General features: G+C 63.6%; 23 protein-coding genes. 14 read left to right on the top strand and 9 right to left on the bottom strand.

Annotated features, from left to right (window positions below):
* The first annotated feature begins 11 nt into the window (after positions 1-11).
* Positions 12-485: a transcription elongation factor GreB gene (greB, locus tag J7573_RS09410; RefSeq protein ID WP_294333518.1), complete on the top strand. Its 474-nt coding sequence runs from the start codon at positions 12-14 to the stop codon at positions 483-485.
* Between the two features lie 125 nt (positions 486-610).
* On the opposite strand, the gene J7573_RS09405 is transcribed toward greB, so the two are convergent.
* Together J7573_RS09405 and J7573_RS09400 are read right to left on the bottom strand one after the other, a co-directional pair.
* On the bottom strand, positions 611-3118 hold the full coding sequence (locus J7573_RS09405; RefSeq protein ID WP_294333516.1) for an FtsX-like permease family protein: 2508 nt from the start codon (positions 3116-3118) through the stop codon (positions 611-613).
* Positions 3118-3801, bottom strand: a complete 684-nt coding sequence (locus J7573_RS09400) for an ABC transporter ATP-binding protein (protein WP_294333513.1) — start codon at positions 3799-3801, stop codon at positions 3118-3120. The genes J7573_RS09405 and J7573_RS09400 overlap by 1 nt, the downstream gene beginning before the upstream one ends.
* A 10-nt stretch (positions 3802-3811) precedes the next feature.
* On the opposite strand from J7573_RS09400, the gene J7573_RS09395 reads away from it, so the two are divergent.
* The 3 genes from J7573_RS09395 (at position 3812) to J7573_RS09385 (ending at position 5866) form a co-directional block, all read left to right on the top strand.
* Positions 3812-4417, top strand: a complete 606-nt coding sequence (locus J7573_RS09395) for an arylesterase (protein WP_294333510.1) — start codon at positions 3812-3814, stop codon at positions 4415-4417.
* Positions 4418-4475: 58 nt separating this feature from the next.
* Complete coding sequence (locus J7573_RS09390; RefSeq protein ID WP_027919636.1) at positions 4476-4757, top strand: hypothetical protein; 282 nt, start codon at positions 4476-4478, stop codon at positions 4755-4757.
* Positions 4758-4888: 131 nt separating this feature from the next.
* Positions 4889-5866 carry a L,D-transpeptidase family protein gene (locus tag J7573_RS09385; protein ID WP_054883568.1) on the top strand — a complete coding sequence of 326 codons (978 nt, stop codon included), beginning with the start codon at positions 4889-4891 and terminating at the stop codon, positions 5864-5866.
* A gap of 139 nt (positions 5867-6005) precedes the next feature.
* On the opposite strand, the gene J7573_RS09380 is transcribed toward J7573_RS09385, so the two are convergent.
* Positions 6006-6257 carry an Lpp/OprI family alanine-zipper lipoprotein gene (locus tag J7573_RS09380; protein WP_003250288.1) on the bottom strand — a complete coding sequence of 84 codons (252 nt, stop codon included), beginning with the start codon at positions 6255-6257 and terminating at the stop codon, positions 6006-6008.
* Positions 6258-6768: 511 nt separating this feature from the next.
* Here J7573_RS09380 and J7573_RS09375 point away from each other — a divergent pair.
* Positions 6769-7050: a GNAT family N-acetyltransferase gene (locus tag J7573_RS09375; protein WP_023379662.1), complete on the top strand. Its 282-nt coding sequence runs from the start codon at positions 6769-6771 to the stop codon at positions 7048-7050.
* Between the two features lie 63 nt (positions 7051-7113).
* Here the strand turns inward: J7573_RS09375 and J7573_RS09370 are convergent, their stop codons facing one another.
* Complete coding sequence (locus J7573_RS09370; protein ID WP_294333407.1) at positions 7114-8190, bottom strand: 3-deoxy-7-phosphoheptulonate synthase; 1077 nt, start codon at positions 8188-8190, stop codon at positions 7114-7116.
* Between the two features lie 234 nt (positions 8191-8424).
* Between J7573_RS09370 and J7573_RS09365 the strand changes: the two genes are divergently transcribed.
* The 3 genes from J7573_RS09365 to cysB all read left to right on the top strand — a co-directional run bounded on the left by J7573_RS09365 (position 8425) and on the right by cysB (position 11078).
* A complete protein-coding gene (locus tag J7573_RS09365; protein WP_294333404.1) occupies positions 8425-9372 on the top strand; it encodes a putative 2-dehydropantoate 2-reductase in 948 nt (315 codons plus the stop codon).
* Positions 9373-9476: 104 nt separating this feature from the next.
* A complete protein-coding gene (locus J7573_RS09360) occupies positions 9477-9974 on the top strand; it encodes a universal stress protein (RefSeq protein WP_159409600.1) in 498 nt (165 codons plus the stop codon).
* A gap of 129 nt (positions 9975-10103) precedes the next feature.
* Complete coding sequence (gene cysB / locus J7573_RS09355) at positions 10104-11078, top strand: HTH-type transcriptional regulator CysB (protein WP_027593928.1); 975 nt, start codon at positions 10104-10106, stop codon at positions 11076-11078.
* 54 nt (positions 11079-11132) lie between these two features.
* Here cysB and J7573_RS09350 read toward each other — a convergent pair whose 3' ends face one another.
* The 5 genes from J7573_RS09350 to J7573_RS09330 all read right to left on the bottom strand — a co-directional run bounded on the left by J7573_RS09350 (position 11133) and on the right by J7573_RS09330 (position 16481).
* Positions 11133-11867: a phosphoadenylyl-sulfate reductase gene (locus tag J7573_RS09350; protein ID WP_110631664.1), complete on the bottom strand. Its 735-nt coding sequence runs from the start codon at positions 11865-11867 to the stop codon at positions 11133-11135.
* 90 nt (positions 11868-11957) lie between these two features.
* The gene (gene pabB, locus J7573_RS09345) at positions 11958-13301 is read right to left on the bottom strand and encodes an aminodeoxychorismate synthase component I (RefSeq protein ID WP_294333389.1); all 1344 of its coding nucleotides are present in this window, start codon (positions 13299-13301) and stop codon (positions 11958-11960) included.
* 122 nt (positions 13302-13423) lie between these two features.
* Positions 13424-14404 (bottom strand): alpha-L-glutamate ligase-like protein, encoded by a 981-nt coding sequence (locus J7573_RS09340; protein WP_079227226.1) that lies wholly within the window; start codon positions 14402-14404, stop codon positions 13424-13426.
* On the bottom strand, positions 14404-15939 hold the full coding sequence (locus J7573_RS09335) for an inactive transglutaminase family protein (protein ID WP_294333384.1): 1536 nt from the start codon (positions 15937-15939) through the stop codon (positions 14404-14406). The genes J7573_RS09340 and J7573_RS09335 overlap by 1 nt, the downstream gene beginning before the upstream one ends.
* A 5-nt stretch (positions 15940-15944) precedes the next feature.
* Positions 15945-16481: an ATP-dependent zinc protease gene (locus J7573_RS09330; RefSeq protein ID WP_027919647.1), complete on the bottom strand. Its 537-nt coding sequence runs from the start codon at positions 16479-16481 to the stop codon at positions 15945-15947.
* A gap of 299 nt (positions 16482-16780) precedes the next feature.
* On the opposite strand from J7573_RS09330, the gene J7573_RS09325 reads away from it, so the two are divergent.
* The 6 genes from J7573_RS09325 to prpD all read left to right on the top strand — a co-directional run bounded on the left by J7573_RS09325 (position 16781) and on the right by prpD (position 25101).
* Entirely contained in the window at positions 16781-17497 is a 717-nt protein-coding gene (locus tag J7573_RS09325; protein ID WP_103448145.1) for a GntR family transcriptional regulator, read from the top strand.
* Positions 17494-18384 carry a methylisocitrate lyase gene (gene prpB / locus J7573_RS09320; RefSeq protein WP_027919649.1) on the top strand — a complete coding sequence of 297 codons (891 nt, stop codon included), beginning with the start codon at positions 17494-17496 and terminating at the stop codon, positions 18382-18384. Before J7573_RS09325 ends, prpB begins: the two co-directional genes overlap by 4 nt.
* Before the next feature lie 62 nt (positions 18385-18446).
* Positions 18447-19574, top strand: a complete 1128-nt coding sequence (prpC, locus tag J7573_RS09315) for a 2-methylcitrate synthase (RefSeq protein ID WP_060483892.1) — start codon at positions 18447-18449, stop codon at positions 19572-19574.
* Between the two features lie 79 nt (positions 19575-19653).
* Complete coding sequence (acnD, locus tag J7573_RS09310; RefSeq protein WP_294333357.1) at positions 19654-22242, top strand: Fe/S-dependent 2-methylisocitrate dehydratase AcnD; 2589 nt, start codon at positions 19654-19656, stop codon at positions 22240-22242.
* Between the two features lie 13 nt (positions 22243-22255).
* The gene (prpF, locus tag J7573_RS09305) at positions 22256-23446 is read left to right on the top strand and encodes a 2-methylaconitate cis-trans isomerase PrpF (protein ID WP_294333354.1); all 1191 of its coding nucleotides are present in this window, start codon (positions 22256-22258) and stop codon (positions 23444-23446) included.
* A gap of 170 nt (positions 23447-23616) precedes the next feature.
* On the top strand, positions 23617-25101 hold the full coding sequence (gene prpD, locus J7573_RS09300; protein WP_294333352.1) for a 2-methylcitrate dehydratase: 1485 nt from the start codon (positions 23617-23619) through the stop codon (positions 25099-25101).
* Positions 25102-25234 lie beyond the last annotated feature (133 nt).

Raw genomic sequence — 25234 nt, 5'->3', positions numbered from 1 at the left:
GGAGCGCGCCGTTGAGCACCAATATCATCACCACGGAAGGTCACGAGGCCCTGAAGAAGGAGCTGGATCACCTGTGGCGGGTGTATCGCCCGGAAATCACCCAGAAAGTGACCTGGGCCGCTTCGCTGGGTGACCGCAGCGAGAACGCCGACTACCAGTACAACAAGAAGCTGCTGCGTGAGATCGACCGTCGGGTCCGCTATCTGCGCAAGCGCCTCGAGGATGTGAAGGTGGTCGCCTACTCGCCACAGCAGGAAGGCAAGGTGTTCTTCGGTGCCTGGGTTGAAGTCGAGAACGATGACGGCGAGACCATGAAGTTTCGCATTGTCGGGTATGACGAGATTTATGGCCGTAACGACTATATCTCGATCGACTCGCCGATGGCCCGGGCCCTGCTCAAGAAGGAGGAGGGCGATGAAGTGCTGGTAAATACACCGACCGGTCAGGCGACCTGGTATGTGAACAACATTCACTACGGGCAATGAATCAATATTGCCTGTGCTGGCCTCTTCGCGGCTAAAGCCGCTCCCACAAGTACAGCGCAGGACTGGAAGCTGGTGATGTACCTGTGGGAGCGGCTTTAGCCGCGAAGAGGCCAGCACAGGCGCTATCAACTTTCCCGTAGTACCGCCAGTGGGCTGGCATTCAGCGCTCGTCGAGTGCCCAAAACACCTGCCCCACCCACCAGCAACGCCCCGGCCAGCGGCAACACCAGCAGCCACGGATGCGGGCTCCACTGCAGGTCGAATGCATAGCGATACAGCACCAGGGTAATCAACTCGCACCCCAGCGCCGCCAAGGCACCACTAGCCGCCCCCAGCAAACCGAACTCGATGCGCCGCGCCTTGACCAACAAGGGGCGCGCGGCTCCTAGGGCCCGCAGCAAGGCGCCTTGGCGAATCCGCTCGTCGAGCGTTGCCTGCAACCCGGCGAACAACACGGCAAGCCCCGCCGCCAACACGAACAGCAATACATATTCGACCGCCAGGGTGACCTGCGCGAGGATGCTGCGTAGCTGCTCGAGCAAGGCATCGACCTGCAGGATGGTCACCGCCGGAAACGCCCGAGACAGCGCCACCACATCCAGGTCATGGCCTGGGGCCAGATAGAAGCTGGTCAGGTAGGTGGTTGGCAGCCCTTGCAGGGTGCCCGGTTGGAAGATCATGTAGAAGTTCGGCTGAAAGCTGTCCCAATGCACGCTGCGCAGGCTGCTGACGCGCGCCTGACGTTGCTCGCCGCCGATGTCGAAGGTCAGCAGGTCGCCCAGTTGCAACTTGAGGCTGGCGGCCAGCTCGGCCTCGACCGACACGCCGGGAATTTCATCGCTGCCAGGCAACGCTTGCCACCAGCTGCCTGCGCTCAGCACGTTGCCCTGAGGCAGGTCGGCCGCCCAGGTCAGGCTGAGGTCGCGTTGCACGGCTCGCTCGCCAGCGGAATCCTTGCTGACGATCTGCTGCACCGGTTGGTCGTTGATCTGAATCAGACGGCCGGGGGTTACCGGATACAGCGGTGCCGAGTTGGCATTCACATCGTGTAGACGCTGGGCGAACGGTTCGCGGTCAGTGGGCAGGATGTTCAGGGCAAAATGGTTGGGAGCGTCCTTGGGCAGTTGTGCCTGCCAGTTGTCGAGCAACTCTGCTCGCAGCAGCGCAACCAGGGCCATGGCCAACAGGATCAGGCCAAAGGCCAGGGCTTGCCCGGCAGCGGCCATCGGGTGGCGCAGCAGCTGGCCGAGGCCCAGGCGCCAGGCCAGTGGCGCGCCGGCGAGGGCTTTGCGCAGGCTTTGCAAGCCGAGCAAAAGCAGCCCGCCCAGCAGCAGCGCTGCGATCAGGCCGCCGCCCAGCAGGGCGAAGGTCAGTAGCAGGTCAAGGCTCAGGCGCCACATGATCAGGCCCAGGGCGAGCAGGGCGGCGCCATACACCAGCCAGCTGCTCGGTGGCACGGGCAGCAGATCACGGCGCAGTACGCGCAGCGGTGGTACCTGGCCCAGAGCGGCGAGCGGCGGCAAGGCAAAGCCGGCCAGGGCCACCAGGCCGGTGGCGATGCCGGCCAGTGCCGGAACCATGCCCCCGGCGGGCACTTCGCTGGGCAGCAGGCCATGCAGCAGGCGGAACAGGCCCAGTTGTGCCAGCCAGCCGAGCAGGGCGCCGGCCAGGGCGGCGACCAGGCCAAGCATCGCCAGCTGCAGGCAATACAAACCCAGCGCCTGGTGCCGCGACAGCCCCAGGCAGCGCAGCAAGGCGCTGGCATCCAGGCGGCGCGCAGCATAGCGGCTGGCCGACAGCGCCACGGCGACGCCCGCCAGCAGCACGGCGACCAGGCTGGCCATGTTCAGGTAGCGCTCGGCTTTGCCCAGGGCGCCGCCGATCTGCCGGTTACCATCGCGGGTGTCGAGCAGGCGCTGGTTGGCGGCAAGGTGCTTGTCCACGCCCTTGTGGTACTGCGCGAGGGCTTCGGCATCGCCGCGCCAGAGGTCGCGGTAGGTGACCCGGCTGCCTGGCTGGATGACCCCGGTAGCCTGCAGGTCGGCCAGGTTCATCATCACCCGCGGTGTCAGGCTGTAGAAGTTGTTGGCGCGGTCTGGCTCGTAGGTCAGTACGCGGCTCATGCGCAAGGTCTTCATGCCGACGTCGATGCTGTCGCCAATCTTCAGCCCCAGGGCTGCGAGCAGGCGGGGTTCGACCCACGCTTCTCCAGGTGCCGGGCCGCCCCCAGGGGTTTCCTCGGCATAGGGCGTGGCGGCACTGCGCACCTGGCCGCGCAATGGATAGGCACCGTCGACCGCCTTGATGCTCGAAAGCTGGATGCCGGCATCGCCGCCCACCACGCTGGTGAACTCCACCACCTGGGCATGCCGCAGCCCCAGTGCCTGGCCCTCGCTGAGCTGTTCTTCACGGGCCGGTGCGCTGCCTTGCAATACCAGGTCGGCGCCGAGGAACTCGCTGGCGCGCAGTTGCATCGCGCCATTCAGGCGGGCGCCGAAATAGCCGATGGCGGTACTGGCGGCGACCGCCACCAGCAGGGCAAAGAACAGTACGCGCACTTCGCTGGCGCGGATGTCGCGCAGCAGCTGGCGCAAGGCCAGGCCGCACAGGCGGGACAGCGGCATATGCTTCATCAGGCCTCCACCGGCGCCACCAGGCGGCCTGCGTCCAGGCGGATCTGGCGGCGGCAGCGCCGGGCCAGGCGCTCGTCATGGGTGACCAGCACCAGAGTGGTGCCGCGCTCCTTGTTCAGCTCGAACAGCAGGTCGCTGATGCGCTCGCCGGTATGGCTGTCGAGGTTGCCGGTGGGTTCGTCTGCAAACAGCACTGCCGGTTGTGCGGCGAAGGCGCGGGCAATGGCGACTCGCTGCTGCTCGCCGCCGGAAAGCTGGCGCGGAGTGTGGGTCAGCCGCTTGCCCAGGCCGACGCGCTCCAGCAGGGTGCGGGCGTGCTCGCGAGCGTCGCGCCGACCGTCCAGCTCCAGCGGCAGCATCACGTTCTCCAGGGCGTTGAGGCTGTCGAGCAGCTGGAACGACTGAAAGACGAAGCCGACATGCTCGGCGCGAACCCTGGCGCGTTGGTCCTCGTCCAGTGGGCCGAGGTCGTGACCGGCGAGGATGACCTGGCCGGCGCTGGGGCGGTCGAGGCCGGCGAGCAGCCCGAGCAGGGTCGACTTGCCCGAGCCAGAGGCGCCGACGATGGCCAGGCTGTCGCCCTGGGCGAGGTCGAGGGAGAGGGCATGGAGGATGGTCAGGTCACCTTCCGCGCTGGGGACCACTTTGCTAAGGTTCTGCGCAACGAGAATGCTGGGGCCCATGGAGAATCCGATGCGAGTGTGGTGGTTGAGTGCCGGTCTGGCCCTGTATTGCCTGGCCCAGAGCGCGGCAGCGGGAACATTGCTGGTTGTCGGCGATAGTATCAGCGCCGGTTTTGGCCTGGATACCCGCCAGGGGTGGGTCTCTTTGTTGCAGACCCGGCTCAAGGACGAAGGTTTCGACGATCAGGTGGTCAACGCGTCGATCAGTGGCGACACCAGTGCAGGTGGCCAGGCGCGGCTGCCGGCGCTGCTTGCAGCACACAAGCCGAGCCTGGTTGTGTTGGAGTTGGGAGGCAACGATGGCCTGCGTGGGCAGCCTCCGCAGCAATTGCAACAAAATCTTGCCTCGATGATCGAGAGTGCCCGCAAGGCAGGGGCCAAGGTGCTGCTGCTGGGCATGCGCCTGCCACCGAACTATGGCGTGCGCTATACCACGGCCTTTGCCAACGTCTATGAACAGCTGGCAACGGAAAAACAGGTGGCGCTGGTGCCGTTCTTCCTCGAAGGGGTAGGGGGAGTACCGGGGATGATGCAGGCCGATGGCATCCATCCGGCACAGGGTGCCCAGCAGCGTTTGCTGGAAAATGCCTGGCCGGCGATAAAACCCTTGTTGTGACGCTTTAAACGGGGCCGGCTTTCGGCTAATGTTGCGCCCCCCGTTTCGAGAGCCCCCGATGCCGCGCCCTGCCTGGTCCTTGTTTGCCTATCAACTGATCGAGCCCGATGAGCAGCTCGACCTGTTCGCTTGCCAGGAAATCCGCGTCCACCTCGTGGCCCGTCAACTCGAACTCGGCGTGCCGGTCGACCGTACCTTGTGCGGCGGCCTGCTGCCTGCGCAGCCACGCTGGTCCGGTGTGCCTCGCAGCATCTACCGTGACGGGCGCCTGTGCGACCTGTGCCGGGCGATTCTCGATGCCCAGCGCCGCGGCATGCGGCCGGTCTGGCCCGAGCTCTGAGGTGAATTGCAGGTGCGCAATTGAGTGCACCTTTCATCATCTGAAACGCTTGCAAGGCGCCAATGCCTCCCGCTTGCAGCGAGGCGGGTGTACAATCGTGATTCTTGACTACCTTTCGAAGGATTTACCGGATGTTGCCGCGCTTTCCCGCCGTCACCCGTTGCCTGTCCCTGGCCGCCCTGCTGGTAGCGGGCCCCGCTGCTGCGCTGGAGCTGCCACTGCCACCACCCGGTGAAGACGTCGTTGGCCAGGTCCAGACGATCAAGGCCAAGTACGAAGACACCTTTGCCGACATCGGCACTGCCAACGACCTCGGCTACCTGGAAATGATCGCCGCCAACCCGGGTGTCGACCCATGGCTGCCGGGCGCCGGTACCGAGATCATCCTGCCGACCCGCTACATCCTGCCGCCGGGGCCGCGTGAAGGCATCGTCATCAACCTGGCCGAGTACCGTATGTATTACTACCCGAAAGGGCAGAATGTGGTGCATACCTTCCCGCTGGGCATCGGTCGCGAGGGCTGGGGCTCGCCTGTGGCGATGACCAAGATCACCGCGAAGACGCCGAATCCGACCTGGACTCCACCCGCCTCGATCCGTGCCGAGCACGCTGCAGACGGTGACATCCTGCCGACCGTCGTGCCTGCCGGCCCGGACAACCCGCTTGGGCCGTTCAAGTTCACCCTGGGTGTACCGGGCTACCTGATCCACGGTTCAAACAAGAAGTTCGGTATCGGCATGCGCACCAGCCATGGCTGCTTCCGCATGCTCAACAACAACGTGCTGGAACTGTCGAAGATGGTGCCGGTGGGGACGCCGGTGCGCATCATCAACGAGCCTTACAAGTTCGGCATCAGTGGCGGCAAGGTTTACCTAGAGGCGCACACGCCGCTGGACGATCATGGCAACCCATCTGTGGTCGACAAGCATACGGCGGTCATCAATGCCTTGCTCAAGCGTGAAGACCTGGCCAACAACCTGCGCATGAACTGGGACATGGTGCGTGACGTGGTTGCCGCGGAAGACGGTATGCCGGTGGAAATTGCCGTGCCTGTCAATAACCAGGGTGCCGCACCTATGGTTTCGAGCATCCCGCCCGAACTGCAGTAACGCTTTTGCAGCACCCCCGGGGCCCGCTCAGGTCAACAGCCTGCTGCGGGCCTCTTCGTTTCCGGAGTAGGGCTTTTGTCCAGGCAATAAAAAAGCCGACCCACAAGTGGGTCGGCTCCATAACAATCCGTGAGGATTATTACTTGCGGCTGGCTTTGTCCAGCATACGCAGAGCGCGCTCGTTGGCTTCGTCAGCGGTCTGCTGAGCCTTCTGAGCGGCTGCCATTGCGTCGTCAGCCTTACGGTAGGCTTCATCAGCACGGGCTTGAGCGCGAGCTGCTGCGTCTTCAGTCGCAGTCAGACGAGCTTCGGTTTCTTTGGATACGCTGCTGCAACCGGTAGCCAGAACTGCGGCCAGAGCCAGAGCAGAGAATTTCAGAACGTTGTTCATCGTGTTCCCCTTCAAGGACTTTCTATTAAATAGCCATCTCTCGGAAAAGAGAAACTGGCCGGCGTACATAGTACCCATTACTTGTAGTAAGTAAACTGACAGAGCGCAAGAACTGCAAAAAAAATGTTGCGCGAGGTCACACCGACAAGATTTGCGGGGGTTTTGTGAAAAAACCGTGTAGCGGGCGCAAGCGATTGTAGTACAGGAACTTTTTTGTTGAACTAACGGTGACTTTAACTGTCCCTCAGCGTCTTAAGCACAACAACATCCGGTTGCTGTTGCAGGGCGTGCCAGGGCAAGGCCACTGGCGTGGCTTCCTGCTACTTTTTAACGCTGGCCACCTTGAGTAATCCCGCTTGCGGCGCCTACTATTTGGGAGTGCCCGATCCGGTCGAACGATTGCTGTCGGCAAGGGGTCCAAGGGGCAAGAGGTGGCGTTGAGGTTCCTCCGCCGGATAAAACCACATCGGTTAAGGTAAGGGTCTGCCAGAAAGGCCTGCGAGGAGTAGTGATGAGTGAAGCGCTGACCATCCACCATGACCAGGCCGGTCATCAGTTCGAAACCAACGTGGACGGTCATCGTGCCTACCTGACGTACATGGACCTGGGCAAGCAGACGCTGGACATCTATCGCACTTTCGTGCCCAACGCCCTGCGTGGCCGCGGGATCGCAGCAGCGTTGACCGAGAAGGCCCTCGAGTACGCCGACCAGATGGGTTACACGGTGATCCCTTCCTGTTCGTACGTTGAGCGCTACATGGAGCGTCAGCAGCGCCATTCGAGCAAGGTCTGAACGGGCCAGGCGCCAGAGACAACAACGCCGGGCAATGCCCGGCGTTTTTCATTGCGCTGAAACTCAGCTGCGCTTGCGCTGTGGCAACACGTCCTTGAGCTTGGCGTGCATGCTGCGCAGGGTTTTTTCGGTGGCCGACCAGTCGATGCAGGCATCGGTGATCGACACGCCGTACTGCAGTTCGTCGAGGTTTTTCGGGATCGACTGGCAGCCCCAGTTCAGGTGGCTTTCGACCATCAGGCCGATGATCGACTGGTTGCCTTCGAGGATCTGGTTGGCGACGTTCTCCATGACCAGTGGCTGCAGGGCCGGGTCCTTGTTGGAGTTGGCGTGGCTGCAGTCGACCATGATATTGGCCTTGATCTTGGCCTTGGCCAGGTCCTGTTCGCACAGGGCGACACTGACCGAATCGTAGTTCGGCTTGCCGTTGCCGCCACGCAGCACCACGTGGCCATACGGGTTGCCCTTGGTGGTGACGATCGACACGCCGCCTTCCTGGTTGATGCCGAGGAAGCGGTGCGGCTTGGACACCGACTGCAGGGCGTTGATGGCCACGGTCAGGCCGCCATCGGTGCCGTTCTTGAAGCCGACCGCCGAAGACAGGCCCGACGCCATCTCGCGGTGGGTTTGCGATTCGGTGGTGCGGGCGCCGATGGCCGACCAGCTGATCAGGTCCTGCAGGTACTGCGGGGAGATCGGGTCGAGTGCCTCGGTGGCGGTCGGCAGGCCCATTTCGGCCAGGTCCAGCAGCAGCTGGCGGCCAATGTGCAGGCCGTCCTGGATCTTGAACGAGTCATCCAGGTACGGGTCGTTGATCAGGCCTTTCCAGCCAACGGTGGTGCGTGGCTTTTCAAAGTACACACGCATGACCAGGTACAGCGTATCGGACACTTCCTCGGCCAGCACCTTGAGGCGCTCGGCGTATTCGTGGGCGGCCTTGATGTCATGGATGGAGCAGGGGCCGACCACCACGAACAGGCGATGGTCCTTGCCGTCGAGGATATTGCGCACCACTTCGCGGCCGGCAGTCACGGTCTGCAGGGCCTTGGCGCTGAGGGGGATTTCCTTCTTGAGCTGATCGGGGGTGATCAAGGTCTCGTTGGAAGCAACGTTAAGGTCGTCGATCGGTAAATCAGCCATCGTGTTACTCGTCAGGTCACGGGTGCCGGCCGCCAGCAATCCCCGTGCGGCCCAGCAGCAATAATGTTCGCAGCGGGGAGCAGAACCTTAGCGCGTTACTGGGGGCGCGACAATGGCCTGAGCCACGCAGTGCAGGGTTTTTCCCTGGCGCAAGGGGCTTGAACTGCATTCAGGGTGCGCAGAAAGCCGCAAACGGTGTAGAAATGCGCATCAGAATAAGAGATGGAGAGCAGCATGAACCCTCGCAAACCGCGTATCGGCATCATCGGCAGCGGTGCTATCGGTGGCTTCTATGGGCTGATGCTGGCACGCGCCGGTTTCGATGTGCATTTCCTGCTGCGCAGCGAGTATGACGTGGTGCGTGAACAGGGCCTGAAACTCGAGCATGCCGTGCATGGCACGCTGCAGATGCCGGTCAATGCCTACGCCAGCGCTGCCGACATGCCGCCCTGCGACTGGCTGCTGGTGGGCGCCAAGGCAACCCGCAATGCCGGGCTCGCACCACTGATCGTCCAGGCCGCCGCTGCCGATGCCAAGGTGGTGCTGCTGCAGAATGGCCTCGGCGTGGAGGAGCAGTTGAGGGCGGCGCTGCCGGGCAACCTGCATTTACTGGGAGGCCTGTGTTTCATCTGCGTCAATCGCCAGGCCCCAGGGGTGATTCGTCACCAGGCGCTGGGTGCGGTCAATCTCGGCTATCACAGCGGGCCGGCCGAAGATGGCGGTGCGGCGATCGTCGAAGCGGGCGCCGGGCTGTTTCGTGCAGCGGGCATCGACTCCCAGGCCATGGCCAATCTCGGCCAGGCGCGCTGGCAGAAACTGGTGTGGAACGTGCCGTACAACGGCCTTTCGGTGTTGCTGGGGGCCAGTACCACGCCGCTGATGGCCGATGCCGACAGTCGTGAACTGATCCAGGCGCTGATGGCCGAAGTGGTGCAAGGTGCCGCCGCGTGCGGGCATGAGCTGCCAGCGGGCTATGCCGAGCAGCTGTTTCGAATGACCGAACAGATGCCCGATTACTGGCCGAGCATGTACCACGACCATGCCCAGCAGCGCCCGCTGGAACTGCAGGCGATCTATGCCGAGCCGATTGCTCGTGCACAGGCGGCCGGCTGCAGTCTGCCGCGAATGCAAATGTTGTATCAGGCCCTGGCCTTCATCGACCACGCCAACCGGGCTGGCTGAATCCTCTGCAGGCCGCATCAGCAGTGCGCCGGACGGCAAAGCGCGGGTCCGGTGCGCTGCTAAGCTGAAGCTTGCTCTGCCGCAACGGCAGTCGAGGAGGTCGAATGATCCGCTCCATGCTGTACGCCACCGACCTCGGTGTCTACGCGCCTTTTGTCATGCAGCACGCCCTGACCCTGGCTCGCGCCTTCAGCGCAGAGCTCTACGTGATTCATGCGGTGGAGCCCATGGGGCAGTTCGCCGAGTCCCTGCTGCAGAGTTACCTCGATGAGCAGACGCTGGATGAATTGCACAGCGAAGGCGTCAACACGGTAATGGCCAACATCGAACAACGGGTGCTGGAAAACTTTCGTGACGAATTGGGCGAGGACGCAGATCTGGCACTGATCAAGGCGGTACGGGTGCGCCAGGGTGACCCGGCGCAGGTCATCCTCGAACAGGCACAGCGGCTGAGCGTCGACCTGCTGATCTTCGGCAGCCACACCGCCGGTGCCGGGGTGGATGTACCAATCGGGCGGACGGCGGTGCGGTTGCTGCAGCTGTCGCCAGTGCCAGTGTACATGGTGCCCCTCTCGCAGCACCTTGGACGTAGGAAATCGTGAAGCTGGCAGTAGGCTAGTTCGGAGGCGCGTGTAACAAAATAGTTCTAGTTTTATTTCGAGAACCACTAATATAGTTATATCTCGTCGCTGCCTGCTGCCGCTGACTTACCGCCGATTCGAGGGAAACCTATGAAGCTTCAACAACTGCGCTACATCTGGGAAGTGGCGCACCATGACCTCAACGTCTCCGCGACGGCGCAGAGCCTGTATACCTCGCAGCCGGGGATCAGCAAGCAGATCCGCCTGCTCGAGGACGAGCTGGGTGTTGAAGTCTTCGCCCGCAGCGGCAAGCACCTGACCCGCGTAACCCCGGCCGGTGAGCGCATCATCAACACCGCTGGCGAGATCCTGCGCAAGGTCGAGAGCATCAAGCAGATCGCCCAGGAGTTCTCCAACGAGAAGAAGGGCACGCTGTCCATCGCCACCACCCACACCCAGGCACGCTATGCGCTGCCACCGGTGATCAGCAGCTTTATCAAGCAGTACCCGGAAGTGGCCTTGCACATGCATCAGGGCTCGCCGATGCAGATCGCGGAAATGGCGGCCGACGGCACCGTCGATTTCGCCATCGCCACCGAGGCGCTGGAGCTGTTTGGCGACCTGATCATGATGCCGTGCTACAAGTGGAACCGTTGCGTGGTGGTGCCCCAAGGTCACCCGCTGACCAAGCTGCCGAAGCTGACCCTGGAAGCGGTTGCCGAATACCCGATCGTCACCTACGTGTTTGGTTTTACCGGCCGTTCGAAGCTGGACGAAGCCTTCAACCACCGTGGCCTGACGCCGAAAGTGGTGTTCACCGCCGCTGACGCCGACGTGATCAAGACGTATGTGCGCCTGGGGCTGGGCGTGGGCATCGTGGCCAAGATGGCGGTCGACACCAAGCTCGACAGCGACCTGGTGGCCCTGGATGCCAGCGAGCTGTTCGAAGCCAGCATCACCAAGATCGGCTTCCGCCGTGGCACCTTCCTGCGTGGCTTCATGTGCGACTTCATCGAGAAGTTCGCACCGCACCTGACCCGTGAAGTGATGGCCAAGGCCATTCAGTGCCACAACAAGCAGGAGCTTGAAGAGCTGTTCGAAGGCGTCGAGCTGCCGGTGCACTGAGTACGGCAGAAACGAAAAAACCGGCCCTCGGGCCGGTTTTTGTTTGCCTGCGAATCAGGCCTTGCTGATCAGGTTGCCGGCATGCAGCCCGCATTCCTTCTGGGTCGACTCTTCCCACCACCAGCGGCCTTCGCGCTCGTGCTGGTTCGGCAGCACCGGGCGCGTGCAAGGCTCGCAGCCGATGCTGATGAAGCCGCGTTCGTGCAGGCTGTTGTACGGCAGTTCGAGCATGCGGATGTAACCCCACACTTCCTCGCTGGTCATCTGCGCCAGCGGGTTGAACTTGTACAGGGTGCGCTCGGGCGTGGAGAACGCACCGTCGATTTCCAGTGCTGCCACCTGGCTGCGGGTGCCTGGGCTCTGGTCACGGCGCTGGCCGGTTGCCCAGGCGCTGACGGTGGCGAGCTTGCGCCGCAGCGGTTCGATCTTGCGGATGCCGCAGCATTCACCGTGGCCGTCCTTGTAGAAGCTGAACAGGCCTTTGTCCTTGACGAACGGGTCGAGCTTGGCACGATCCGGGCTGAGGATTTCGATCGGCAGGTTGTACTGCTCGCGCACCTGGTCGATGAAACGGTAGGTCTCCGGGTGCAGGCGGCCAGTGTCGAGGCTGAATACCTTGACCTGCTTGTTCAGCTTCCAGGCCATATCGACCAGCACCACATCCTCGGCGCCGCTGAAGGAGATCCACAGGTCGTCGCCAAAGTGCTCGAAGGCGAGCTTGAGGATGTCCTGTGGGGACTTGTTGGCATAGGTCGCGGCCAGGGCGGCGACGTCGAAGGGTTGGCTCATCAGGCGGTTTCCATCTTGGCTGTGGCGCTGTGCGCTCGTAATGGGGTGATGGTAACAAAAAATGGCGGGGTAGACGCCTGGCGATGAGCCTCAAAGGCTCTGCAGCGTTTCCATCAGCACCCGCACCTTGGCAATCGATTCCTCGTATTCGGCCTGCCAGTTCGAGTCGGCCACCACTGCGCCGCCGCCCCAGCAACTGACCTGGCCATCCTTGACCAGCAGGCTGCGGATGGCGATGGAACTGTCCATTTCGCCACGCACGTCCACGTACAGCAGCGAGCCGCAGTACAGCGCGCGGCGAGTGGGTTCCAACTCGTCGATGATCTGCATGGCGCGGATCTTCGGCGCGCCGGTGATCGAGCCGCCCGGGAAGCTGTCGCCAATCAGGTCCAGGGCGTCCTTGTCGTGGGCCAGCTGGCCGGTGACGCTGCTGACCAGGTGGTGGACGTTGGGGTAGCTTTCCAGGCTGAACAGCTCCGGCACCTTCACCGAGCCGATTTCGCAGGTGCGCCCCAGGTCGTTGCGCAGCAGGTCGACGATCATCAGGTTTTCCGAGCGGTCCTTGGCGCTGTGGCGCAATTCTTCGGCGTTGCGGGCGTCTTCGGCAGGGTCGGCCGAGCGCGGGCGGGTGCCCTTGATCGGGCGGGTTTCCACCTGGCCCTGGCTGACGCGGATGAAGCGCTCCGGGGAGAAGCTCAGCAGTGCACTGCCATCCGCCAGTTGCTGGTAGCCGGAGAACGGCGTCGGGCAGGCTTGGCGCAGGGCCTGGTAGGCGTGCCACGGGTCGCCCTGGCAGGGGGCGCGGAAGCGCTGGGTGAGGTTGATCTGATAGCAGTCGCCGGCCTGGATGTAGCGCTGCACCTGGTCGAAGGCGGCCTGGTACTGCTCGGGTTGCAGGTCGCCCTGCATCGGGGCGAGCAGCTGGAAATCACCGAGCGTCGAAGTGTCGACAGCTTCGAACAATGCCGTCAGTCGCAGCTGCTCTGCAGGCCCCAGGCTCGGGTGGAACACCAGTTGGCTGGTACCAAGCAGGTGGTCGGTCACCATTGCCCAGGCGTACAGGCCCAGCTGCGCATCGGGCAAGGCCAGGTCGTCGCTCGACAGGCTGGGCAGCTGTTCCAGGCGGCGGCCGAAGTCGTAGCTCAGGTAGCCGATCAGGCCGCCGGCGAAGGGCAGCTCGAGGCCGGTGGGCAGCTGTGCTTCACCCAGTTGCGCCAGGCTGGCGCGCAGGCGTTCGAGGAAGGCGCGGCCGTCCTCGTCGGGCTGGGCCTGCAGGTGTTGCACGGGCCAGGCGCTGAGCAGGTCGAAGCGGCCGCGTTCGGCGCCGGGGCGGGCACTGTCGAGCAGGATCGCGCCGGGGGCCTGGCGCAGGCGGGCGAAGTAAGCGGCGGGGTCGGGCTGATAGGGCAGGGGGTGGAGCGTACAGGTCGGCATCAGTGTGGACGGCGATGTAAAAGCGAGGAGGGCGATTGTAGACCTGTGTAGGAAATGCGCCTAGCTTTGTTGCGACATTCAAACATCGTGTTTGGACGGGGCTGCGCAGCAGCCCCTGGGGCTCAACGCGGATGCACGTGCCCGAACAGGTTCTGGGTCACCCGCACCCGCTGCTCGGCATCTTCGGTGATGCCTTCCTTGGCCAGCGCTTCAATGTGCGCCTCGATGGCATGGGTGCGCTGGGTCAGCCCGGTGTCGTTGGCGATCTGGATGTTCAGGCCGGGGCGGGCGTTGAGTTCGAGAATCAGCGGCCCCTTGTCCTGGTCCAGCACCATGTCCACGCCGATGTAGCCCAGCCCGCACAGCTCGTAGCAGCCGGCGGCCAGCTTCATGAATCCGTCCCAGTTCGGCAATTGCACGCCGTCCACCGCGTTGGTGGTGTCCGGGTGCTTGCTGATGATGTTGTTCAGCCAGGTGCCGCGCAGGGTCACGCCAGTGGCCAGGTCCACACCCACGCCGATGGCGCCCTGGTGCAGGTTGGCCTTGCCGCCGGACTGACGGGTCGGCAGGCGCAACATGGCCATCACCGGGTAGCCCATCAGCACGATGATGCGGATGTCTGGCACGCCCTCGTAGCTGATGCTCTTGAAGATCTGGTCCGGGGTCACCCGGTACTCGATCAGCGCACGGTCACGGTGGCCGCCGAGCGAGTACAGGCCGGTGAGGATGCTCGACACCTGGTGCTCGATTTCCTCGTGGCTGATGATCTTGCCCGACACCGTGCGATAGCGGTCCTCGAAGCGGTCGGCGATCACCAGGATGCCGTCACCGCCGGCGCCCTGCGCCGGCTTGATGACGAAATCGTTGCGCCCGCCGATGATCTCGTGAAGCTTTTCGATCTGCTTTTCGGTCTCGATGATGCCGTACATCTCCGGCACATGGATGCCGGCTGCGAGCGCACGCTCCTTGGTGATGATCTTGTCGTCGACGATCGGGTACAGGCTGCGCTTGTTGTACTTCAGCACATAGTCCGCGTTACGGCGGTTGATCCCCATGATGCCCCGGGCCTCCAGGGCTTTCCACGTCTTGATCAGGCCAAACATCAGGCGTCAGCCTTCTTCAGGAATGCCTTGAAACGCACGAGCTCGGTCAGGCGGTAGCCGCGGTAGCGACCCATCGCCAGCATGAAGCCCACCAGGATCAACAGCACGGCCGGGAAGGTGAAGACGAAGTACACCAGCTCCGGCACCATCATCAGCAGGTGTGCCAGGGAGGCGGCGAACAGGGTGCCGATTGCCACTTTCATGGCATGGCCACCGCCGCGCTCTTCCCAGGTGATCGACAGGCGTTCGATGGTCATGGTCAGGATCACCATCGGGAACAGCGCCACCGACAGGCCGCGCTCCAGGCCCAGCTTGTGGCTGAACAGGCTGATGGCGGCAATCAGGACCACGACGAAGGTCAGCACCACCGACAGGCGCGGCAGCATCTGCAGCTTCAGGTGTTCCAGGTACGAGCGTAGCGACAGGCCCAGCGCGGTGATCACCGTGAACAGCACGATGCCGAAGCCCAGCTGGGTCTCGCGGAAGGCCAGGGCGATCAGCACCGGGGTGAAGGTACCCAGGGTCTGGATGCCGATCAGGTTGCGCAGGATCAGGATCACCAGCACGCCGATCGGGATCATCACCATGATCATGAAGGTCTGTTGGGTCTGCAGTGGCAGGCCGTACAGCGAGTACTCGAGGAAGTCGGCGTCGGTGTTCTCGTCGGTCAGCTTGGCCAGGCGGATGGCGTTCATCTCGCTGTTGTTCATGCTGAAGGTGACGTTGGCCTTCTTGCCGCCATCGACGGTGATCAGGTTGTCGTCACCCGTCCACCACAGCAGGCGGTCGGCTGGCAGGCCCTGTTCGCCGGTGTCCGGGTTGAAGTACAGCCAGTCGTTGCCATTGAAGCTGCGCAGCCACAGCTCCGGGGTCTGGGGTGTATCGGCAACCAGCCGGATGGTGTGGACCTTTTCCATCGGCACATGGGCAATCGACAGCAGCAGGTCGATGACCTGGGCCTTCTTCATTGGCGAGGTGTCACCGGCCAGCAGCAGCTTGACGTTGTCGTCGTTGAGGTTGTTGACCCGCTTGATGGTTTCGCTGACGAAGGTCTCGACGTCGGCCGAGTGCTGGCGGATCGGTGCCATCAGGGCTTCGGCGGCGATCTTCTCGGGGCCGTCGATGGCCAGGCTGTCACGGAAGGTCGGGCCCTTGATGGCGGACTTTTCGTTGCTGTAGCGCTTGGTCAGCACCAGGCGGTAGTACAGGGTCTGGTTGCCGCTGACGCGGCGCGCCGACCAGGTCACCTTGCGGTTGCCGTCGACGCGGTTGACGCTGACCCCGTAGTTGTTGGAGATGAAGCTCTCGTTGAGGCTGACGTAGTCGCGGTTCAGCGGCGGCACGAACATCTGGATCTTGACCGGGTCCTTGGAGCTGGCGACGAACTCGACCTTGGCGTCGATGTTCCACAAGTCGTCGGTCTCGTCCTCGGTCACCGGGATGCCGAGCACGAAGATCTGATAGGCCGTGACCGCCACGCCGAGCAACACCAGCACGGTGATCAGGACTTTCAGATGGAGGGTAAGAGAGCGCATCGGGGTTACTCTGCTTTGGGAGCGTCGGTGGCACAGGCAGGTTTGCCGGCCGCGTATTTAAGGCTTGGGTCGACCAGCGCGTCGAAGTGCTTGAGCGCCTCCGAGCCGATCAGCAGCGGGAACTGGAAGGCGCTGCGGTCGGTGAGGTTGACTTCGATGGTGCGCCGGGCCTGGCCCATGCAGATTTCAAGTTCGATGACCGGGCGGGCGGTGTAGGCCTTGCCGGATTCCGCATCATAGTCGCCGGCGCGGCGCTTGATCTTGCTCACGCGCGCCAGGGGGCGTTCGATGGGGTGCGAATGGGCGGCGTCGATGGCCAGGTAGAAGCGCACCCAGCTTTCGCCGTTGCGCTTGAAGCGCTTGATGTCGCGGGCACTGAGCGACGCGGTCTTGGCCCCGGTGTCGAGCTTGGCGGCCACTTCCAGGTCAAGGTCGCCGAGCCGGGCGTATTCGTTCAGACCGTACACGGTCTTGCCCGCCGCCTGGCCAAGGGCCGGCAGCAGGGTGAGGCATAACAGCAATAATACAGGTGTAAGTCTCATAATCCTGGCGCGGTGCTGAACTGTGCGGGGTTCGGGGCAACGGTGACTGGCAACGACTGCGCAAGCTTCCTCGTTCATCTGTCAACAACATGAATTGATGACAAATACACTATCGATACCCCGTTGGAGGCGCGGCATTCTATCACGCCGACGTCTTGACGCCAGCGTGCCGCGATCTGACAACGCCATCACTGGGTAAGTTCGTTCTTAGACGATTGTCGACAATATTCATTTTGTCTTTGACTGTGCGCCTCTGATTCGCTAGTTTCTGCTCAAGCGATTAGCAAGGTGTCGACAATATGCTGGACCTCACCACCCCAAGCCCCGTCGAGTCAGACGAAACGGAAACCTTGTCCGAGAATGTCTTCCGACGTATCCAGGCGGCGATCGTCAAGGGCGACATCGCCCCGGGCAGCAAGATCTCCGAACCGGAGCTGGCGCGTACCTACGGTATCAGCCGCGGCCCGCTGCGCGAGGCCATCCATCGGCTGGAGGGGCAGCGCCTGCTCGTGCGCGTGCCGCATGTCGGCGCGCGGGTAGTGTCGCTCAACCACGCCGAGCTGATCGAACTCTACGAAATCCGCGAATCGCTGGAAGGCATGGCCTGCCGCCTGGCGGCCGAGCGCATGAGCCAGGCCGACATCGACGAGCTGCGCCGGGTGCTCGATACCCATGAGCGCGATGCCGCGTTCCAGGCCGGGCTTGGCTATTACCAGCAGGAAGGCGACTACGACTTCCACTACCGGATCATCCAGGGCAGTGGCAACCAGACCCTGGTCAAGATGCTCTGTGGTGAGCTGTACCAACTGGTGCGCATGTACCGCATCCAGTTTTCCGCCACGCCCAACCGGCCGCGCCAGGCCTTTGCCGAACACCACCGCATTCTCGATGCCATCGCCGACCGTGACGGCGAACTGGCCGAACTCCTGATGCGCCGCCACATCGGCGCGTCCAAGCGCAACATCGAGCGTCACTACCTGGACGCCAACAACAACAGCCCACGAGGTGAGAAATGACTGTGAAGAGCACCCCCGGTCAGCGTTTCCGCGACGCCGTTGCCGCCGAACATCCCCTGCAAGTGGTCGGCGCGATCAACGCCAACCATGCACTGCTGGCCAAGCGTGCCGGTTTCAAGGCCATCTACCTGTCCGGTGGCGGCGTTGCCGCTGGCTCCCTGGGCCTGCCGGACCTGGGCATCAGTGGCCTGGATGACGTGCTGACCGATGTGCGCCGCATCACCGACGTCTGCGACGTGCCCTTGCTGGTGGATGTCGACACCGGTTTCGGCGCGTCGGCCTTCAACGTTGCCCGCACTGTGCGCTCGATGTGCAAGTTCGGTGCTGCGGCTATCCACATCGAGGACCAGGTCGGCGCGAAACGCTGCGGCCACCGCCCGAACAAGGAAATCGTCACCCAGCAGGAAATGGTCGACCGTATCAAGGCGGCGGTGGACGCCCGTACCGATGACAGCTTCGTGATCATGGCGCGCACCGACGCTCTGGCGGTGGAAGGCCTGAACGCCGCCCTGGACCGTGCCGCCGCCTGCATCGAGGCTGGCGCCGACATGATCTTCCCGGAAGCCATCACCGAACTGTCGATGTACAAGACCTTTGCCGATCGGGTGCAGGCACCGATCCTGGCCAACATCACCGAATTCGGCGCCACGCCGCTGTACACCACCGAAGAGCTGGCCTCGGTCGACGTGTCGCTGGTGCTGTACCCGCTGTCGGCGTTCCGCGCCATGAACAAGGCGGCTGAAAACGTCTATACCGCACTGCGCCGCGACGGCACGCAGAAGAACGTGATCGACACCATGCAGACCCGCATGGAGCTCTACGATGCCATTGGTTACCACGCCTTCGAGCAGAGCCTCGACGCGCTGTTCGCGCAGAAGAAAGGTTGAGCGCACCGCTCCCGGATTAGCCAGATCGCTTCCTATAACAAATTCAAGAAAGGAGAAACACCATGGCCGAAGCAAAAGTACTCAGTGGCGCTGGCCTGCGCGGCCAGGTGGCCGGCCAGACCGCATTGTCGACCGTGGGCCAGGCCGGTGCCGGCCTGACCTACCGTGGCTACGACGTCCGTGACCTGGCCGCCGGTGCCGAATTCGAAGAAGTCGCCTACCTGCTGCTGTACGGCGAGCTGCCAAGCAAGGCGGAACTTGCCGACTACAAGCGCAAGCTCAAGGGCCTGCGTGACCTGCCGCAGGCGCTGAAGGAAGTGCTCGAGCGCATCCCGCGCGATGCCCACCCGATGGACGTGATGCGCACCGGTTGCTCGGTGCTGGGTACCCTGGAGCCCGAGCTGACCTTCGACGCCCAGCGCGAGAAGACCGACCGCCTGCTGGCGCTGTTCCCGGCAGTGATGTGCTACTGGTACCGCTTCACCCACCACGGTGTGCGCATCGACTGCACCAGCGACGAGGACACCCTCGGTGGCCACTTCCTGCACCTGCTGCACGGCAAGAAGCCGAGCGAGCTGCACGTCAAGGTGATGAACGTGTCGCTGATCCTCTACGCCGAGCACGAGTTCAACGCCTCGACCTTCACCGCGCGGGTCTGCGCCTCGACCTTGTCCGACCTGTATTCCTGCGTTACCGCCGCCATCGGCTCGTTGCGCGGCCCGCTGCACGGTGGTGCCAACGAAGCGGCAATGGAACTGATCGAGCGCTTCCAGAGCCCGCAGGAAGCCACTGCCGAGCTGCTGCGCATGCTCGAGCGCAAGGACAAGATCATGGGCTTCGGCCACGCGATCTACAAAGAGTCCGACCCGCGTAACGAGGTGATCAAGGGCTGGTCGAAGCAGCTGGCCGACCAGGTCGGTGATACGGTCCTGTACCCGGTTTCCGAAGCCATCGACAAGACCATGTGGGAGCAGAAGCGCCTGTTCCCCAACGCCGACTTCTACCATGCCTCGGCGTACCACTTCATGGGCATCCCGACCAAGCTGTTCACCCCGATCTTCGTCTGCTCGCGCCTGACCGGCTGGGCTGCGCACGTGTTCGAACAGCGCGCCAACAACCGCATCATCCGCCCGAGCGCCGAGTATGTCGGCGTCGAACAGCGCCAGTTCGTGCCGATCGAACAGCGCTGATTAGATAAAGAGAGGCAACCCGCTTCCCGTGTGGAAGCGGGGCAACCTTCCGAATCCTGTGACCGAGCCTGATTCCAAGATGAATACTGCATTCCGTAAGAACCTGCCAGGCACAGCCCTGGACTACTTCGATGCCCGCGCTGCCGTCGAGGCCATCAAGCCCGGTGCCTACGACAGCCTGCCGTATACCTCCCGCGTGCTGGCCGAAAACCTGGTACGCCGCTGCGACCCGGCCACCCTCGACGCCTCGCTGGGCCAGCTGATCGAGCGCAAGCGCGACCTCGACTTCCCGTGGTTCCCGGCTCGCGTGGTATGCCATGACATCCTCGGCCAGACCGCCCTGGTCGACCTCGCCGGCCTGCGTGATGCCATCGCCGACAAGGGCGGTGACCCGGCCCAGGTCAACCCGGTGGTGCCGGTGCAGCTGATCGTCGACCACTCCCTGGCCGTGGAGTGCGGTGGTTTCGACCCGCAGGCGTTCGAGAAGAACCGCGCCATCGAAGACCGCCGCAATGAAGACCGCTTCCATTTCATCAACTGGACCAAGAAGGCGTTCAAGAACGTCGACGTGATCCAGCCCGGCAACGGCATCATGCACCAGATCAACCTGGAGAAGATGTCGCCGGTCATCCACAGCGACCGCGGCGTGGCCTACCCGGACACCTGCGTCGGCACCGACAGCCACACCCCGCATGTCGACGCCCTGGGTGTGATCGCCATTGGTGTCGGCGGCCTGGAAGCCGAAAACGTCATGCTTGGCCGTGCCTCGTGGATGCGCCTGCCGGAAATCGTCGGCGTCGAGCTGACCGGCAAGCTGGCACCGAACATCACCGCCACCGACCTGGTGCTGGCCCTGACCGAATTCCTGCGCAAGCAGAAAGTGGTCGGCGCCTACCTCGAGTTCCATGGCGAAGGCGCGCGCGCCCTGACCCTGGGCGACCGTGCCACCATCTCCAACATGGCCCCGGAATACGGCGCCACCGCTGCGATGTTCGCCATCGACCAACAGACCATCGACTACCTCAAGCTGACCGGCCGCGATGACCAGCAGGTGCAGTTGGTGGAGACCTACGCCAAGGTCGCCGGCCTGTGGGCCGACAGCCTGGCCAAGGCCGAATACGAACGCACCCTGAGCTTCGACCTGTCGAGCGTGGTGCGCAACATGGCCGGCCCGTCCAACCCGCACGCCCGCGTCGCTACCAGCGACCTGGCGGCCAAGGGCATCGCCGGTGCCTGGGAAGAAGTGCCGGGGCAGATGCCCGACGGCGCGGTGATCATCGCCGCCATAACCAGCTGCACCAACACCAGTAACCCACGCAACGTGATTGCCGCCGGCCTCTTGGCGCGCAACGCCAACAAGCTTGGCCTCAACCGCAAGCCCTGGGTCAAGTCGTCGCTGGCACCTGGCTCCAAGGCCGTGCAGCTGTACCTGGAAGAAGCGGGGCTGGAAAAGGAGCTGGAGCAACTGGGTTTCGGCATCGTCGCCTTCGCCTGCACCACCTGCAACGGCATGTCCGGCGCACTGGACCCGGAGATCCAGCAGGAAATCATCGACCGTGACCTGTACGCCACCGCCGTGCTGTCGGGCAACCGCAACTTCGACGGGCGTATCCACCCTTATGCCAAGCAGGCGTTCCTCGCTTCGCCGCCGCTGGTGGTGGCCTACGCGATTGCCGGCACCATCCGCTTCGACATCGAAAAGGACGTGCTGGGCGTGATCGACGGCAAGGAAATCCGCCTCAAGGACATCTGGCCGAGCGACGAAGAAATCGACGCGGTCGTGCGTGCGGCAGTCAAACCGGAGCAGTTCCGCAAGGTCTACATCCCGATGTTCGCCATCGAGGAAGACCGCGGGCCGAAAGTCGCGCCGCTGTACGAATGGCGCCCGATGAGCACCTATATCCGCCGCCCGCCTTACTGGGAAGGCGCCCTGGCCGGCGAGCGCACCCTGCGTGGCATGCGCCCGCTGGCGGTGCTGCCGGACAACATCACCACCGACCACCTGTCGCCGTCCAACGCCATCCTGCTCGACAGCGCCGCAGGTGAATACCTGGCGAAGATGGGCCTGCCGGAAGAGGACTTCAACTCCTACGCCACCCACCGTGGTGACCACCTGACCGCGCAGCGCGCCACCTTCGCCAATCCCAAGCTGTTCAACGAAATGGTGCGCAAGGACGACGGCAGCGTGAAGCAGGGCTCGCTGGCGCGCATCGAACCGGAGGGCAAGGTCACGCGCATGTGGGAGGCTATCGAGACCTACATGGAGCGCAAGCAGCCGCTGATCATCGTCGCCGGTGGCGACTATGGCCAGGGTTCGTCCCGTGACTGGGCGGCCAAGGGTGTGCGCCTGGCCGGTGTCGAGGCGATCGTCGCCGAGGGCTTCGAGCGCATTCACCGCACCAACCTGGTGGGCATGGGCGTGTTGCCGCTGGAGTTCAAGCCGGGCATCGACCGCAAGACCCTGGGCCTGGACGGCAGCGAGACCTATGACGTGCTCGGCGAGCGCAAGCCACGGGCGACGCTGACCCTGGTGGTCACGCGGCGCAATGGCGAACGTGTGGAAGTGCCGGTGACCTGCCGCCTGGACACTGCCGAGGAAGTGTCGATCTATGAGGCGGGCGGGGTGCTGCAGCGCTTTGCCCAGGACTTCCTTGAAGCGACCGCTTGAACAGGACTTGAACATGGCACATGTAGCGCAAGTGAGAATCCCCGCCACGTACATCCGTGGCGGCACCAGCAAGGGCGTGTTCTTCCGCCTGCAGGACCTGCCGGAAACGGCCCAGGTCCCAGGCCCGGCCCGCGACGCCTTGTTGTTGCGAGTCATTGGCAGCCCCGACCCTTATGCCAAGCAGATCGACGGCATGGGCGGTGCCACGTCGAGCACCAGCAAGACGGTCATCCTGTCGAAGAGCATCAAGCCCGGGCACGATGTCGATTACCTGTTCGGCCAGGTCGCCATCGACAAGGCCTTCGTCGACTGGAGCGGCAACTGCGGCAACCTGTCTGCGGCGGTCGGCTCGTTCGCCATCAGTAACGGCCTGGTCGACCCGGCGCGCATTCCGCGCAACGGCATCGCCACCCTGCGCATCTGGCAGGCCAACATCGGCAAGACCATCATCGCCCATGTGCCGATCACCGAAGGTGAGGTGCAGGAGACCGGCGACTTCGAGCTCGACGGCGTGACCTTCCCGGCCGCCGAAGTGCAGCTGGAGTTCCTTGATCCAGCCGCCGACGAGGATGGCGATGGTGGGGCGATGTTCCCTACCGGCAACCTGGTGGACGACCTGGAAGTGCCAGGTGTCGGCACCTTCAAGGCGACCTTGATCAATGCCGGCATCCCGACCGTGTTCGTCAATGCCGCCGACATCGGTTACACCGGTACCGAGCTGCAGGATGCGATCAACGGCGATCCAAAGGCGCTGCAGCGTTTCGAGACCATCCGCGCCTATGGCGCCGTGCGCATGGGCCTGATCGAGCATGTCGACCAGGCTGCCGGGCGTCAGCACACGCCGAAGGTGGCTTTCGTTGCGCCGCCGAGCACCTACACTGCGTCCAGTGGCAAGGCGGTTGCGGCCGGTGACATCGACCTGCTGGTGCGTGCGTTGTCCATGGGCAAGCTGCACCACGCGATGATGGGTACCGCAGCCGTGGCCATCGGTACCGCTGCGGCCATTCCGGGCACCTTGGTCAACCTCGCTGCGGGCGGGGGCGAGCGCAGTGCCGTGCGGTTCGGTCATCCGTCCGGCACCTTGCGGGTCGGGGCCGAGGCGCGCCAGGTGGATGGCCAGTGGACGGTGACCAAGGCAATCATGAGCCGCAGTGCTCGCGTGCTGATGGAGGGCTGGGTTCGCGTGCCTGGCGATAGCTTCTAACGCACCACTGGCGCTCGGCTTTAGTTGATGGGGCCGCTTTGCGGCCCTTCGCGGGCACGCCCGCTCCCACAGGTATTGCACAACTTTCAAGGTCAGTGTGATCCCTGTGGGAGCGGGCAAGCCCGCGAAGGGCTGCATCGCAGCCCCGGCAATTCTGAAGGGAGCTGGCTATGAGCGCCAACGTGGACTTGAACGACCGCCCGGACTACGACCGGGTGCTGCAAACCCTCGCCGACTACGCCCTGACATACCGGGTCGAATCCCCTGAAGCCCTGGACACCGCACGCAACTGCCTGATGGACACCCTCGGCTGCGGCCTGCTGGCCCTGCGCTTCCCTGAATGTACCAAGCTCCTCGGCCCGCTGGTGGAAGGCACCGTGGTACCCAATGGCGCGCGTGTCCCTGGTACCGCCTATCGCCTCGACCCGGTCAAGGCGGCGTGGGACATCGGCTGCACCGTGCGCTGGCTGGACTACAACGACACCTGGCTGGCCGCCGAATGGGCGCACCCTTCGGACAACCTTGGCGGCATCCTGGCGGTTGCCGATCACCTGTCACAGAAGCGGGTGGCCAGTGGCGAAGCACCGCTGCTGATGCGCGAGGTGCTCGAAGCCATGGTCATGGCCCACGAGATCCAGGGCGTGCTGGCGCTCGAGAACTCCTTCAATCGTGTCGGCCTCGATCACGTGATACTGGTCAAGGTGGCCTCGACCGCCGTGTGCGCTCGGCTGATGGGTGCCAACCGCGAGCAGATACTTTCAGCCTTGTCCCATGCCTTCGTCGATGGCCAGGCGCTGCGCACTTATCGCCATGCGCCCAACGCCGGCTCGCGCAAGTCCTGGGCGGCTGGCGACGCCTCCAGCCGCGGCGTGCGCCTGGCCGATATCGCGCTACGCGGCGAAATGGGCGTTCCCGGGGTGCTGACGGCGGCGCAGTGGGGGTTCCATGACGTCTCGTTCAGTCACACCAACAAGGACCTGGCGGTAAAGCCAGCCGGCCAGTATGAGCTGCGCCTGCCGCAAGCCTTGGCCAGTTATGTGATGGAAAATGTGCTGTTCAAGGTCAGCTTCCCGGCCGAGTTCCACGCCCAGACGGCCTGCGAGGCGGCGGTCACCCTGCACCCGCTGGTGCGTAACCGCCTGCATGAAATCGACCGCATCGTCATTACCACCCAGGAATCGGCGATCCGCATCATTTCCAAGCGCGGCCCGTTGGCCAACGCCGCTGACCGTGACCATTGCCTGCAATACATGGTGGCGGTACCGCTGATCTTCGGTCGCCTGGTGGCCGAGCATTATGAAGATGCCTTCCATGCCAACCACCCGAGCATCGATCGCCTGCGCGAGAAGATGGAGGTGGTCGAAGACCCGCGCTTCAGCCGCGAATACCTGGAGGCGGACAAGCGTTCGATTGCCAATGCCGTGCAGGTGTTCTTCAAGGATGGCAGCAGCACCGAGCAGGTGTCGGTGGAGTATCCGATCGGGCATCGGCGGCGGCGGGAGGAGGGGATACCGTTGCTGGAGGCCAAGTTCAGGGAAAACCTGGCGACGCGTTTTGTGCGGCAGCGGTGTCAGCAGATTTTCGAGTTGTGCAAGGACCAGCAGCAGCTGGAGCAGATGGCGGTGCACAGGTTTGTAGATCTGTTCGTGATCTGAGGTTGCCTGTGCTGGCCTCTTCGCGGGACAAGCCCGCTCCTACAGGAATTGCATTGCCTGTGTAGGAGCGGGCTTGTCCCGCGAAGAGGCCAGCACAGGAGACAAAAAAGCCCCGGCATTTCTGCCGGGGCTT

The sequence above is a fragment of the Pseudomonas sp. genome (assembly GCF_017744435.1).
GTDB lineage: Bacteria > Pseudomonadota > Gammaproteobacteria > Pseudomonadales > Pseudomonadaceae > Aquipseudomonas.
The sequence above is the reverse complement of the archived record's forward strand: the minus strand, read 5'-3'. Positions and strand labels throughout refer to the sequence as shown.